Raw genomic sequence first — 13488 nt, forward strand, 5'->3', positions numbered from 1 at the left:
CGCACCGCGTGACGCGGGATTTCGCCCGCACGAGTAACGTATGGAGTGGATATGGGCGTTTTTGCACGAATTCTCGGCAGGTCGAAGGCGGCGCGGATGGCGTCGGCCGCCCAGGCGCCGGCCGGCACCGGGACGGGAGCGGCCGAGGCGGAAAAGGCCGAGCTGGGAGAGGCGGCGGAGGCGGTCGGGACGGCGGAGGTGACGGGACCGGAGGCGGAGGTACCGGATGCGGACGCGCCCGAGAGCGCGGCCGCGCAGCCGGAGGCCGCCGGGGCCCGGTCGGCCGAGGGGGCCGAGATCCCACGGCAGCAGTCCGCCGACGAGGCCGTCGACAGCGAGGCCGGTGAGAACGCCCGCACATGACTGTGCCCGTGAGGGAAGGTGGACCATGCGTCTTTTGGAGAACGTGAAGGCCAAGCTCGCGCCGGCCAAGGACAAGATGTCGGACTTCGCGCGCCGGCACGAGGACAAGGTCCAGCACGGGATCGAGAAGGCCGCGAAGGCCGTGGACGACCGCACCAAGCACAAGTACAGCGACAAGATCCACGCGGGTACGACCAAGACGAAGCACGCGATGGACCGCCTCGCGCACATGGAGGGTCCGCAGGCCGGTGGCACCACGACCGCCACGCGTCCCGAGGGCCCGCCGCCGGCTTCCTGAACGGCACGCGGACCGGTGGACGGCCGCGGGCGCGAGGTCCCGGCCGTCCGCCGCGTGCGGGACGGGATGATCCGCCGGGCCGGGGCGCTCAGACGTCCGGGTCCAGGCCTCCCTGGCCTGCGGGGCGCCCAGGTCGCCTAGGACCAGGTGGCGACCAGGTATCCGACGCCGTACGGGGCGTCGTCGTACAGGAGCGCACCGCTCAGGCCGGCGCCCTCGGCCGCCCCGGCGAGGAGTTGCCAGGGCGCGCGGCCGGACGCCTTCAGTTCCTGCGCCAGTCCGGCGTCCAGCGCCATGACGGCCGCCAGGTCCGCCGCGCCCAGCGCCCGCGCGACCCCGGCGTCGAAGCCCGCCGCCCGCTCGTCGAGGTAGCCCGGCGCCTTGAGCGTCCGGCAGGCGCTGGCGTCGCCCATCACCAGCATCGCCACCCGGTCGGCGCGGGCGCCGATCCCCCGGCCCGCCTCGGCGCACCGTTCGGGCTCGAGCGGCTCCCCGACACCGAGTCCCTCGATCGGGGCGTCCGCCCAGCCGGTCCGCTCCAGCAGCCAGGCGCCGACGGCCAGCGACGGCGGCAGCTCACGCTCGGGGTCGGTGTCCGTGGCGGCACCGAGTCGTACGTCCAGGTCGACGCCGAAGCCCCGGAACGAGCCCGGGGTGCCCTGCGGGTGCGGGCCGCGCCCGCTCCGCTCGGCGGGTCCGACGACCACCAGCAGGTCGGGACGGGCGGCGGCGAGCACACCGAGCGCGTCGGTGCACGCCGCGCGCGCGGCGTCCAGTTCGGCGGCGGCACCCGCGGCGACCTCGGGCACGAGCAGCGGCGGACAGGGGCAGACGGCTGCGGCGACAAGCATGATCGGCAGGGTAACGCCGGACCGCAGGCCGGCGTTACCGCGCGGAGCGGTTCGCGCGCCCGCACCGCGATCCGGGCCGCCTCACCGTCAGGGGTGCGCGGCCCCGGACCACCTCACCGGCGAAGGTGTGCCGCCTAGTCGCAGCCGCAGGCGCTCGCCGCGGCCGGCAGGGGGGCCGGGACGCCGATCTTGGGCAGGCCGAGCATCACGCCCGCCGGCTTGGCGGCCTCGGCGGCGTTGCGCTTCTCCCAGGCGTCGCCCGCGCGCGTGCGGCGCACGTCGAGGACGGCGCCCTCGGCGAGGAGGTGGTGCGGGGCGGCATAGGTGATCTCGACGGTGACCACGTCGCCGGGGCGGACCTCCTGGTCCGGCTTGGTGAAGTGGACCAGGCGGTTGTCGGGGGCACGCCCGGAGAGGCGGTGGGTGGCGCCGTCCTTGCGGCCCTCGCCCTCGGCGACCATGAGCTCCAGGGTGCGGCCGACCTGCTTCTTGTTCTCCTCCCAGGAGATCTCCTCCTGGAGCGCGACCAGACGCTCGTAGCGCGCCTGGACGACCTCCTTGGGGATCTGGTCCTCCATCGTCGCGGCCGGGGTGCCGGGCCGCTTGGAGTACTGGAAGGTGAACGCCTGGGCGAAGCGCGCCTCGCGGACGACGTGCAGGGTCTGCTCGAAGTCCTCCTCGGTCTCGCCGGGGAAGCCCACGATGATGTCGGTCGTGATCGCGGCGTGCGGGATGGCGGCCCGGACCTTCTCGATGATGCCGAGGTAACGGTCCTGCCGGTAGGAGCGGCGCATCGCCTTCAGCACGGTGTCCGAGCCGGACTGGAGCGGCATGTGCAGCTGCGGCATCACGTTCGGCGTCTCGGCCATGGCGGCGATGACGTCGTCCGTGAAGTCACGGGGGTGCGGGGAGGTGAAGCGGACGCGTTCCAGGCCCTCGACGTCGCCGCAGGCGCGCAGCAGCTTGCTGAACGCCTCGCGGTCGCCGATGTCGGAGCCGTAGGCGTTGACGTTCTGGCCGAGCAGCGTGATCTCGGAGACGCCCTCGGCGACCAGGGCCTCGATCTCGGCGAGGATGTCGCCGGTGCGGCGGTCCTTCTCCTTGCCGCGCAGCGCCGGGACGATGCAGAAGGTGCAGGTGTTGTTGCAGCCGACGGAGATCGACACCCAGGCCGCGTAGGCGCTCTCGCGCCGGGTGGGCAGCGTGGAGGGGAACGCCTCCAGCGACTCGGCGATCTCGACCTGCGCCTCCTCCTGGACGCGGGCGCGCTCCAGCAGGACGGGCAGCTTGCCGATGTTGTGCGTACCGAAGACGACGTCCACCCAGGGCGCCTTCTTCACGATGGTGTCGCGGTCCTTCTGCGCCAGGCAGCCGCCGACCGCGATCTGCATCCCGGGCCGGGACGCCTTGCGCGGCGCGAGCCGGCCGAGGTTGCCGTACAGCCGGTTGTCGGCGTTCTCGCGCACGGCGCAGGTGTTGAAGACGACGACGTCCGCGTCCCCGTCCGACCCCTCGGGGGCACGCACGTACCCGGCCTCTTCGAGCAGCCCGGACAACCGCTCGGAGTCATGGACGTTCATCTGGCACCCGTAGGTTCGGATCTCGTACGTCAAAGTGCTGTGAACGTCCACTGCCGGGCTCCGGTCGCTGCTGCTGGTCATGCGTCCAGGGTAGGCGGTCCCGGGGTGAGCCCCTGCCGCGCTGTTGCGCTGCTAATCGCCGGCGACGCGCACGATGGCCAGCGTGACGTTGTCCGGGCCGCCCGCGGCCATCGCGGCCTTCCACAGCTCGAAGGCGGCCCGGCCGTCGTCGTGCGTGCGCAGCACGTCGGCGAGCACGTCCTCGGGCACCGGGTCGGTGAGGCCGTCGGTACAGATGAGCCAGCGGTCGCCCGGCGACAGGGGCAGCGTCGTCACATGGGGGCGAACGGCACGGTAGGCGCGGGTGCCGCCCAGGCACTGGGTGACGATCGACGTGGTGCGCCGCCCGGGTTCGAGCGGCGGGCTGTCGTCGAGGCTGACCTGGCGCAGCCCCTCCCGCGGCGCCGCGAAGACCCGGCTGTCGCCGACGTTGAACACCATCACGGAGTCGCCCCGTACGACGGCTCCGGCGACCGTCGTGCCCATGGCGGCGAGTTCGCTTCCCGGGTCCTCGCCGGCCGTCTGGTACACGGCGCGGTTGCAGGCGGTGAGGGCGTCGTGGACGTCGTCCTCCGTGGCCAGTGCGGTGCCGAGGCCGGCGAGGCGGCGGACGACGAGCGCGCTGGCCACGTCGCCGCCGGGGTGTCCGCCGAGCCCGTCGGCGACCGCGACGACGAGCGGGGTGCCGAGCGGGAAGACCAGCGTCTGCGCGTTCTCGGTGACCGTGGCGCACAGGGTCCAGGGGCCGACGACGAGGCTGTCCTCGTTCCGTTGGCGGAGCAGCCCTGGATGGCTCAGCGCGGTCACCGCGACGTACTCCATGGAATGCCACCGCCCTCCGCTCCCGTTGTACACCTGCTCACCGGTGCGGGCACCCCGCGTGGCAGGCGACGGCCGGCCCCCGCGCTTGACCTTGCCCCCAGGGGCCGGGTTTAGCGTTCCGGTGAGGTGATCGAAAGATGAGGATCGGTGAGCTCGCCCGCCAGGCCGGTACGACGGCCAAGGCGGTGCGGTACTACGAGTCGCTGGGGCTGATCGCGCCCGCGCGGCTGGCCAACGGATACCGGGACTACACCGGGGACGACGTACGGCTGGTGCGGGAGATCCGCTCGCTGCACGGGCTGGGCATCCCCGTGGAGCGCACCCGGCCGTTCCTGGAGTGCCTGGCGGCCGGCAGCGCGCACGCCGACGACTGTCCGGCGTCGCTGGCGAGCTACCGGGACGCCATCGACCAGCTCAGCGAACGCATCGAGACGCTGACGGCCCGCCGCGCGACGCTGATCACCCAGTTGAACGCGGCCGCCCACCGGGGCAGCGGCGCCGGGCCGGCCTGGAGAAGCGGGGCGCGGGCCGAGGACTACCTCACGCTGCCCGCGGACCTGCCCGCGCCCGTGGCCGACGACGCGGCGGACCACCTGCCCGGGACGCGGATGCCCGGGCTCGCGCTGCCCGACACGGCGGGCCGGGCCGTCCGGCTCGACCGGCTCGGGCCCCGCCGGGCGGTGATCTACGTCTATCCCCTCACCGGCCGCCCCGGCACCGACCTGCCCGAGGGCTGGAACTCGATCCCGGGCGCCCGCGGCTGCACCGCCGAGGCGTGCGGGTTCCGCGACCACTTCCGGGAACTCCTCGAAACCGGGGCCGGGCGGGTGTTCGGGCTGTCCAGCCAGGACACCGGCTACCAGGGCGAGGTCGTGGAGCGGCTCGGGCTGCCGTTCGGCATGCTGTCCGACCCGGCCTTCGACCTGGCCGAGGCGCTGGGGCTGCCGACGTTCGAGGCCGGCGGGATGCGGCTGTACAAGCGGCTCACGATGATCGTCCGGGACGGCGTGATCGAGCACGTCTTCCATCCGGTCTTCCCACCGGACCAGCACGCCGAGCAGGTCCTGACCTGGCTGCGCGAGAACCCCCTGCGGGGCCCTGCCACCTGAGGAGGAGCCGGGGCGCCGCCCTTCCCGCCGGAAACCCGGTGGAGACGCGCCGCCCGCTGCGCCTATGGTCCGGCCATGAGTACCCGGACCTTCCGCATCACCGTCCGCGGCGTCTTCGACGGGCTCAGCGAGGCCCAGCGGGCCGAACTGCTCGCGGACGCCGCCCAGCACGACATGCTGCGCGCAGCCTTCACGCCCGAGGGGCACCTCAGTTACGACATCGCCGCCCGGCCCGCCTTCGTCTTCCGCTTCTCGGACACCGGCGAGGAAGAGGAGGACGTCCTGGAGGCCACCGAACGGGCCGAGGAGGCGGCGAAGGCGTGGCTGACCGAGCGCGGTTACGGCTTCAAGAAGCTCAGGTCCAGCGCGGAGGACCTCTCCCAGGCACCCCTGGGCAAGCGGCAGCGGCGCGCGATGCGTTCGAACGGCGCATAAACTTGAGTGGTCAAGGAGATCGCAATGATGAGCCTGAGCGGGAACGGTGGTGAGGGATGAGCGACGCCCTGGACGCGTCACTGCGGCTGGTGCGGGCCCAGACCGCGCTCGTACGGCGTTTCGACGCCCGGCTGGGCGGGCTGCACGGGGTGAGCCTGGCCGACTTCACGATGCTGCTGCGTCTGGGGCAGGCGCCCGGCGGCCGGATGCGCCGGGTGGACCTCGCCGAGGCGCTGGGGCTGACCGCCTCCGGGGTGACCCGGGGGCTGGCCCCGCTGGAGCGGATCGGACTGGTGACCCGCGAGCCGGACGCCCGTGACGCGCGCGTGGCGTACGCCTCGCTCACCGGGACCGGGCGGCAGCTCCTGAAGGAGATGCTGGCCACGGCCGAGGAGACGGCCGCCGAGGTCTTCGCCGCTCCCGGCTGGAGGGCGGACGAGATCGGGCTGCTGTCCGCCCTGCTGACCCGGCTGGGCGGCACGGGACTCCTGGGTGAAGGCGGCGCAACGCCCCGACTGGCGCCCTGAGGTGAGTCGCGACGCACCGACCGGGGCACCGCGGTGAGTTCGGGCGAGGTCGCGACCGCCTGACGTGGGTGCACGGCTGGTCGCATGGCCGCGGCACGTCCGGATGCGGTCGCGGCGGCCGTGATTCGGCCGCTCTGACCCCAACTCGCCGTTAGCCACGTCACGTTGGGACGTAGCCGGTTTGTGGGGGACCTGCGGCCGCGACCATGGCATGCTCATGGCTCACCACCGAGTTACCGGCCGGTTCTACCCACGGGTAGTCCGGCTGGCGGTGCGTCCTTCTCACCACCCCCCACTACACCCCAGGACCGACCTTGCGCAGACGCACGAGGCACAGACATGCCCTCCTGCCCGCCTTCGCCGTGACCGCCCTCCTGTTCGCCGCCGGCTGCTCCTCGGCTCCGCCGCAGGCCGCGGGACCTACCGCGGACCACGGACGGGGCGGCCGGATCGCCGCCGACGCCTCCACCGGCGACCCGGACCACCGGCTCACCGTCGCCGCCGCACCAGCCGCAGCCGCGACCGCCACGGCCACCCCGTCCGGTTCCGGCCGGCGGCCCCGCACCAGCACGCTGGCCGTCAGCTCCTACGACAGCCGGACCCGACGCGCCGTCATCTCCCGCACACCTGCGGGCCGCGGCCCCTCCCGGACCCCGGCGGCCCCCTCCCCCACCGCCGCTCCGACCGCTTCGGCGGCCCCGCACGAAGCCGCCGTCGGTGACGTCATCGCCAGCGCCCCGGCGCCCGGCGCCCCGCACGGCCTGCTGGCCCGGGTGACCAAGGTGCTCGGCGAGACCGACCGGGGGACCCGGGTGCAGACCGAACCGGCGGCGCTCAACGCGCTGCTGGGCGACGACACGGCGAAGGGCACGGTGCCGGTCGACCCGTCGGCCTTCACCGTCGACAAGCTGCTGCCCGACGTGAAGGTCTCCTGGTCCAAGGCGGGAGACGTGCACGTCGGCCCCAAGGGCGGGACCGTGCCGCTGGGCAGCCTCCGGCTCGACGTCGGCGCCGAGGTCCCGACGGCGCAGGGCGCTCCCGCCTCGGCCGGCGCCTCGGTGTCCGGGTTCGTCCAGGTGGCCCCCCAGGTCGACTTCAGCTACGGCGGCACCGGGACCGACGCGGCGCCCGGCTCCGCCTATCTCGGGGTGTCGGGCGACTGGACCTCCGGGTGGGCCGTGAAGGGGCGGGCCGCCGCGGCCACCGGCACACCGCTGCGGATCCCGTTCGCCAAGCTGCACGCCGATCCCGTCCTCCAGGTCGGCCCGGTGCCCGTCGTCGTCAACCTCGACCTGACCTGCTACGTCCAGATCAGCGGCGACGGACACGTCACCGTGGACGTCGAGCAGAGCCTCAAGGGCGACTTCAGGGCGGGCGGCAGTTTCGGCCCGGCCAAGGGGTGGACGCCGGTCAGCTCCGCCGACATGAAGAGCACCCCCGTGCGGGCCTCCTTGGCCGCCGCGGGCACCGTCAAGACGGCCCTCGGCGCCGAGGCGTCCGTCGGCCTCTACGGCGCCGTCGGTGTCACCGCAGATCTGGCCCCGTACGTGCGCGGTGACGCGTCCGGTACGGTCACGGCCTCCTCCGACGGTCCCGGCGCCGAGGCCGAGGGCACCTGGGCGGTGTACGGCGGCGTCGACCTGTCCGGCACCCTGCGCCTGCAGCTCTCCGTCTTCGGCACGCCGGTGGTGCAGCGGAACGTCCCGCTGGGTGCCCTTCACCGCGAGTGGAAGCTGGCGGGCGGTTCCCTGCACTCGTAGGCCTCGTCGAGGGCTGTGGGGTGCGCTCAGGCGCCGCCAGGGGTCCAGCCCTGGCGGCGCAGGACCGCCGCCACGTCCGGTGCCCGGTAGTGCTCGCCCTTGAGGACCTTGCCGTCGGCGCGGCGGGCGACCTCGCCGCCGGGCCCCAGCTTGCTCATGTTGGCGCGGTGGATCTCGGCGATCACCTCGTCCAGGTCGATCCCGTGGACCAGGGCGGTGCCGTACGCCACGTACACCACGTCCGCCAGTTCGTGCGCGAGCCGGTCCAGTGGCCCCTCGACCGACACCTCCGCGACCTCGGCCGCCTCCTCGGCGAGCAGTTCACCGCGGTGCGCGGCCAGGGCCGGCGTCACCTCCGTCGGCGTGGTGCGGGCGTCCAGGCCGAAAGCGGTGTGGAAGTCACGGACGAGGCGGGCGGGCGAAGTGCTCATGCGGCGACCCTAACGGCCGCCACCGACAGCGCCCGCGGCCCGCCGGGACCCGACGGCACGGCCCCCGCCCTGGCCAGTGGCGCGCACGGCCTGGCAGGATCGCCCGCATGTCCATGGTGTTCCCCCGTGTCAGCAGGCGCCGGGCGCTGCAGAGCGCGGCCGCCGGCGTCGTCGCCCTCGGGCTGCTGCTGTGGTGGCTGCTGCCGCTGGGCGAGAAGCCGCCGAGCGGGACGATCGTCTTCAGCACGGGCACACCGCCCGGGGTCTACCAGGAGTACGGCGAGCGGTTGCGTACCGAGCTGCGCAGGGACATGCCGGGGCTGAAGGTGAAGCTGCTGAACAGCGCCGGCTCGCAGGAGAACGTCCAGCGAGTGGCGAACGGCACGGCCGACTTCACCATCGCGGCGGCCGACGCGGTGGAGACGTACACGCTGCAGCATCCGGCTGCGGCCGCCCGGTTGCGCGGGGTGGCACGGCTCTACGACGACTATGTGCAGCTCATCGTGCCGCGCGACTCGACGGTCGACAGCGTCGCGGACCTGCGGCACAAGCGGGTGGCGATCGGGCTGCCCGACTCCGGGGTGCGGCTCATCGCGAACCGGGTCCTGCGGGCCGCGGGGATCGACCCGCGCAGGGACGTCACACCGGTGTCGGACGGCATAGACACCGGCCCCGAACGGCTGCGGCAGGGGAAGATCGACGCCTTCTTCTGGTCGGGCGGGCTGCCCACCAAAGGGCTGATGGGGCTGGCCGAGAAGTCCGCCTTCAAGTTCTTGCCGATCGACGGCGACCTCGTCACCAGGCTGCACGCCGGCGGTGAGGTGGCCCGCTACTACCGGGCCACCAGCATCCCCGAGTCGGCGTACCACTCCGTGCAGCGGGGGTCGGCGGTGCCGACGATCGCGGTGTCCAATGTGCTGATCACCCGCAAGGACATGGATCCCCGGCTGACCGAGTGGCTGACCCGCACGGTGATCAAGAGCCGGGACGGCATCGGCGCCCATGTCCATTCCGCCCAGCTCGTCGACCTGCGCACCGCGATCTACACCGATCCGCTGCCCCTGCAGGAGGGCGCGCGGCGCTACTACCAGTCGGTCAAGCCCTGACGGTCGTGGTCGCGCCTAGTGGGTCTCCGGGTGCCGTGGCACGGAGACCGTGACCCGCAGTCCGCTCGGTTCGTGGTGCGCGTAGGTGATCGAGCCGCCGCCGGCCGCGAGCAGGGTCCGGGTGATGGACAGGCCGAGACCCGAGCCCTTGACGTTCTGATGGCGGCCGCTGCGCCAGAAACGGTCGCCCACGCGCGCGAGTTCGTCGTCGGTGAGGCCCGGCCCGGTGTCGGTGACCACGACCGTCGTGGCCGCGCCGTCGGAGGACACGGCGACGTCCACCGTGCCGCCCTCGGGGGTGAACTTCACGGCGTTGTCGATCACCGCGTCCAGCGCGCTGGACAGGGTGATCGGGTCGGCCCAGCCGGTGGTGGGCGGGCAGTCGCCGGCGAGCCGGACGTCCTTGGCGGCGGCGGCCGGTGACCAGGCGGCCACCCGCTCCTCGGTGAGGGCACCGATGTCGGTCACGGCGAGGTCGGCCTCCGTGTGCTCGGCCAGCGCCAGGTCGAGCAGGTCGTCCAGGACCTGCGCGAGCCGTTTGCCCTCGGTGCGGACCGAGGCGATCTCCTCATTGCCCTCGGGGAGTTCGAGGGCGAGCAGTTCGATGCGCAGCAGCAGCGCCGAGAGCGGGTTGCGCAGCTGGTGCGAGGCGTCCGCGACGAAGGCCCGCTGCTGCTCCAGCACGTCCTCTACGTTGTCCGCCATCTCGTTGAACGACCGGGCCAGCCGTCTGAGTTCCGGCGGTCCGCCGCCGACCGCGACGCGGGACTTCAGGCGACCGGTGGCGATGTCGTGAGTGGTCGCGTCCAGGATCCGCACCGGTCTGAGCACCCAGCCGGTCAGCCGCAGCGCGGCGCCGACGGCGAGCAGCATCGCGGCGATCTCCCCCGCCCCGATGAGCAGCCAGCCGCGCAGGATCCGTGACCGCATCTGCCCGGTGGGCGAGTCGGTGACCACGACCGCGACGACGTCGCCGTCCCGGATCACCGGCGAGGCGACGATCAGCCGGCTGCGCTGCCAGGGCCACACCTGCCGGGGGTCGTGGCTGCGGCGGCTCAGCAGTGCCTCGCCGAACGCCTCCCGGACCTCCCCCGTCTGCGGGACCAGCCAGTCGCCGGGGGCGTTGGCCATGGCGGAGCCGTTGCGGTAGAAGACGCCCGCGCGAATGCCGTAGACGCCGTAGTAGCTGTCCAGTTCGCGGCGGAGGGTCTCCTGGCGCTCGTCCGGGGCGGTGCGCCGGGAGCCGCTGGGCGCGTCGGTGACGTACTGGGCGAGCGCGGCGAAGCGTGCGGTGTCGTCGATCCGGTCGACGACGACCCGCTGCTGCTCGCCGGCGGCGACACTGACGGCCAGCGGGACGCCGAGGGCGAGGAGCACGGCCGCCATCAGGACGATGAGCAGCGGCAGGAGCCGTGTGCGCACCCGGCCCCGCTACGCGGCCGGGGCGACGAGCCGGTAGCCGACGCCGCGTACGGTCTCGATCAGCGCGGGCATGCGCAGTTTGGAGCGCAGAGAGGCGACGTGCACCTCCAGGGTGCGGCCGGTGCCCTGCCAGCTGGTCCGCCACACCTCACTGATGATCTGCTCCCGCCGGAAGACGACCCCGGGGCGCTGGGCGAGCAGCGCGAGGAGATCGAACTCCTTGCGGGTCAGCTGGACGACCGAACCGTCCACGCTGACCTGGCGGGTCGGCAGTTCGATGTGCACGGCCCCGAGCCGCAGCGCGGTCTCGGCGCCCGCCGCGGCGTCCTCGTGGACGGTGCGCCGGCTGACGGCGTGAATGCGGGCGAGCAGTTCCCCGGTGTCGTACGGCTTGACCACGTAGTCGTCGGCGCCCAGGTTCAGCCCGTGGATCCGGGAGCGGACGTCGGAGCGGGCGGTGACCATGATGACGGGGATGCTGGTGCGCTTGCGGATCTTGCCGCAGACCTCGTAGCCGTCCTGGTCGGGCAGGCCGAGGTCGAGCAGGACCACCCCGAAGCCGGCGCCTTCCGGGACGAGCGCCTGGAGGGCTTCCTCGCCGCTCCGCGCGTGGGTGACGTCGAATCCGTGCCGCGCCAGGACCGCGGACAGGGCGGCCGCGACGTGGTTGTCGTCCTCGACGAGCAGCAGTCTCATCCCGGCCCCCTCCGGTTCAGCGGTCGTTCGGTCGTGGTTCTCGTCCGGCATGTACACCGGGGCACGCGCGCGTGCACCATGGCAGTCACGCCGATGGATAAGGACGGCGTCAAGAGGGTTCCGGTTGCCTGCGGGTTCCGTTATCCGGCCGATACGCGCGCGGGCGCCTGCTGCTACGACACGTGTCCGATTGCTATCGGATCGTGATGCTCAGATTCCCCTCAGATGTGATGACGCTGGTCACCGGCCCTTACTACTGTCCACCGAAACCGAGGAGGACGGAGCCAGTAAGCGATGACCGAAGTATCGGTGGCCAAGGAGGACGTGGCCGCGTCCGGCGAACTGGTCGTCCTGAAGAGCGTCAACAAGCACTTCGGCGCGTTGCACGTGCTCCAGGACATCGACCTGACGATCTCCCGCGGTGAGGTCGTCGTGGTCATCGGGCCCTCCGGGTCCGGCAAGTCGACCCTGTGCCGCACCATCAACCGCCTGGAGACCATCGACTCGGGCGCCATCACGATCGACGGCAAGGCGCTGCCCCATGAGGGCAAGGAGCTGGCCAGGCTGCGCGCCGACGTCGGAATGGTCTTCCAGTCCTTCAACCTCTTCGCGCACAAGACCGTGCTCGAGAACGTGATGCTGGGCCAGATCAAGGTCCGCAGGACGGACAAGAAGCAGGCCGAGGAGAAGGCGCGGGCCCTGCTCGACCGGGTCGGCGTGGGCACCCAGGCCGACAAGTACCCGGCGCAGCTGTCCGGTGGCCAGCAGCAGCGTGTGGCCATCGCCCGTGCGCTGGCGATGGGCCCGAAGGTCATGCTCTTCGACGAGCCGACCTCGGCCCTGGACCCCGAGATGATCAACGAGGTCCTGGAGGTCATGCAGCAGCTCGCCCGCGAGGGCATGACCATGATCGTCGTCACCCACGAGATGGGCTTCGCGCGTTCGGCCGCGAACCGGGTCGTCTTCATGGCCGACGGCCGCATCGTCGAGCAGTCCGCGCCCGACCAGTTCTTCAGCAATCCGCGCAGCGACCGGGCCAAGGACTTCCTGTCGAAGATCCTGCACCACTGACGGCACCGAGCCCGGCGCCCCGGCGGCCCCGGGGCCACCCGTCCCTCACGGCCCTCGTTCCTTCACCACGTAAAGGATGTTCACCATGAAGCTCCGCAAGGTCACCGCCGCCTCGGCCGTCGTGCTCGCCCTTGCCGTGTCCGCGACCGCGTGCGGCGGCGACAAGAAGGACGACGGCGGCTCCTCCGGCGGCGGCAAGAAGATCGCCATCGGCATCAAGTTCGACCAGCCCGGCATCGGCCAGAAGACCCCGCAGGGCTACTCCGGCTTCGACGTCGACGTGGCCACCTACGTCGCCAAGAAGCTCGGTTACAGCGCCGACCAGATCGAGTGGAAGGAGTCGAAGAGCGCCGACCGCGAGACCATGCTGCAGCGCGGTGACGTCGACTTCATCGCCGCGTCCTACTCGATCACCCCGGAGCGTCAGCAGAAGGTCGACTTCGCCGGCCCGTACCTGCTGGCCCACCAGGACGTGCTCATCCGCGCGAACGACAAGGGCATCAAGTCGCCGGCGGACCTGAACAAGAAGAAGCTGTGCTCGGTGACCGGCTCGACGTCGGCGCAGAACGTCAAGGACAAGCTGGCCCCCAAGGCGCAGCTCCAGCAGTACCCGACGTACTCGGCGTGTCTGACCGGTCTGCAGAGCGAGGCGATCGACGCGCTGACCACGGACGACTCGATCCTCGCCGGTTACGCCGCCCAGGCCCAGTTCAAGGGCAAGTTCAAGCTCGGCGGCTTCAAGATGACCAACGAGAACTACGGCATCGGCGTCAAGAAGGGCAGCGACCTCAAGGCCAAGATCAACAAGGCCCTCGAGTCGATGGTCTCCGACGGTTCGTGGCAGAAGGCTGTGGACAAGAACTTCGGCCCGGCCGGCTACAAGAACGAGCCCGCCCCGAAGATCGGCGACATCAAGAGCTGAGGCCCGGCGGGTGCGCCGTCCGTGAGGGCGGCGCA

At 72.3% G+C, this 13488-nt stretch carries 15 protein-coding genes; 9 read left to right on the forward strand and 6 right to left on the reverse strand.

What is annotated here, in order from left to right; all coding sequences use genetic code 11:
• Positions 1-51: 51 nt before the first annotated feature.
• Together PV343_RS06175 and PV343_RS06180 are read left to right on the forward strand one after the other, a co-directional pair.
• The gene (locus PV343_RS06175; protein ID WP_319145744.1) at positions 52-363 is read left to right on the forward strand and encodes a hypothetical protein; all 312 of its coding nucleotides are present in this window, start codon (positions 52-54) and stop codon (positions 361-363) included.
• A 25-nt stretch (positions 364-388) separates the two neighbouring features.
• Positions 389-661, forward strand: a complete 273-nt coding sequence (locus tag PV343_RS06180; protein ID WP_319145745.1) for an antitoxin — start codon at positions 389-391, stop codon at positions 659-661.
• Positions 662-798: 137 nt separating this feature from the next.
• On the opposite strand, the gene PV343_RS06185 is transcribed toward PV343_RS06180, so the two are convergent.
• The 3 genes from PV343_RS06185 to PV343_RS06195 all read right to left on the reverse strand — a co-directional run bounded on the left by PV343_RS06185 (position 799) and on the right by PV343_RS06195 (position 3974).
• The gene (locus tag PV343_RS06185; protein ID WP_319145746.1) at positions 799-1512 is read right to left on the reverse strand and encodes a class III extradiol dioxygenase subunit B-like domain-containing protein; all 714 of its coding nucleotides are present in this window, start codon (positions 1510-1512) and stop codon (positions 799-801) included.
• A 134-nt stretch (positions 1513-1646) separates the two neighbouring features.
• Positions 1647-3173, reverse strand: coding sequence for a tRNA (N6-isopentenyl adenosine(37)-C2)-methylthiotransferase MiaB (gene miaB, locus PV343_RS06190; RefSeq protein ID WP_319145747.1), 1527 nt, complete (start codon positions 3171-3173; stop codon positions 1647-1649).
• Positions 3174-3224: 51 nt separating this feature from the next.
• Positions 3225-3974: a PP2C family protein-serine/threonine phosphatase gene (locus PV343_RS06195; RefSeq protein WP_319145748.1), complete on the reverse strand. Its 750-nt coding sequence runs from the start codon at positions 3972-3974 to the stop codon at positions 3225-3227.
• A gap of 137 nt (positions 3975-4111) precedes the next feature.
• Here PV343_RS06195 and PV343_RS06200 point away from each other — a divergent pair, with 137 nt between their 5' ends.
• From PV343_RS06200 to PV343_RS06215, 4 genes are all read left to right on the forward strand, one after another.
• Positions 4112-5083: a MerR family transcriptional regulator gene (locus PV343_RS06200; RefSeq protein ID WP_319145749.1), complete on the forward strand. Its 972-nt coding sequence runs from the start codon at positions 4112-4114 to the stop codon at positions 5081-5083.
• A gap of 75 nt (positions 5084-5158) precedes the next feature.
• On the forward strand, positions 5159-5518 hold the full coding sequence (locus PV343_RS06205) for a DUF6204 family protein (protein ID WP_319145750.1): 360 nt from the start codon (positions 5159-5161) through the stop codon (positions 5516-5518).
• Between the two features lie 56 nt (positions 5519-5574).
• Positions 5575-6045 carry a MarR family winged helix-turn-helix transcriptional regulator gene (locus PV343_RS06210; RefSeq protein WP_319145751.1) on the forward strand — a complete coding sequence of 157 codons (471 nt, stop codon included), beginning with the start codon at positions 5575-5577 and terminating at the stop codon, positions 6043-6045.
• 314 nt (positions 6046-6359) lie between these two features.
• Complete coding sequence (locus tag PV343_RS06215; RefSeq protein ID WP_319145752.1) at positions 6360-7805, forward strand: hypothetical protein; 1446 nt, start codon at positions 6360-6362, stop codon at positions 7803-7805.
• 26 nt (positions 7806-7831) lie between these two features.
• Here the strand turns inward: PV343_RS06215 and PV343_RS06220 are convergent, their stop codons facing one another.
• Positions 7832-8236: a MazG nucleotide pyrophosphohydrolase domain-containing protein gene (locus PV343_RS06220; RefSeq protein WP_319145753.1), complete on the reverse strand. Its 405-nt coding sequence runs from the start codon at positions 8234-8236 to the stop codon at positions 7832-7834.
• A gap of 107 nt (positions 8237-8343) precedes the next feature.
• Here PV343_RS06220 and PV343_RS06225 point away from each other — a divergent pair, with 107 nt between their 5' ends.
• Entirely contained in the window at positions 8344-9342 is a 999-nt protein-coding gene (locus tag PV343_RS06225) for a TAXI family TRAP transporter solute-binding subunit (RefSeq protein WP_319145754.1), read from the forward strand.
• Between the two features lie 15 nt (positions 9343-9357).
• Here the strand turns inward: PV343_RS06225 and PV343_RS06230 are convergent, their stop codons facing one another.
• Complete coding sequence (locus PV343_RS06230) at positions 9358-10764, reverse strand: HAMP domain-containing sensor histidine kinase (RefSeq protein WP_319145755.1); 1407 nt, start codon at positions 10762-10764, stop codon at positions 9358-9360.
• Between the two features lie 9 nt (positions 10765-10773).
• Positions 10774-11460 (reverse strand): response regulator transcription factor, encoded by a 687-nt coding sequence (locus PV343_RS06235; protein WP_319145756.1) that lies wholly within the window; start codon positions 11458-11460, stop codon positions 10774-10776.
• Positions 11461-11754: 294 nt separating this feature from the next.
• Between PV343_RS06235 and PV343_RS06240 the strand changes: the two genes are divergently transcribed.
• The gene (locus tag PV343_RS06240) at positions 11755-12531 is read left to right on the forward strand and encodes an amino acid ABC transporter ATP-binding protein (protein ID WP_319145757.1); all 777 of its coding nucleotides are present in this window, start codon (positions 11755-11757) and stop codon (positions 12529-12531) included.
• An 85-nt stretch (positions 12532-12616) separates the two neighbouring features.
• Complete coding sequence (locus PV343_RS06245; protein ID WP_319145758.1) at positions 12617-13453, forward strand: glutamate ABC transporter substrate-binding protein; 837 nt, start codon at positions 12617-12619, stop codon at positions 13451-13453.
• Positions 13454-13488: the final 35 nt, after the last annotated feature.

It is taken from the genome of Streptomyces sp. WI03-4A, assembly GCF_033792105.1.
GTDB classification, from domain to species: domain Bacteria; phylum Actinomycetota; class Actinomycetes; order Streptomycetales; family Streptomycetaceae; genus Streptomyces; species Streptomyces collinus_A.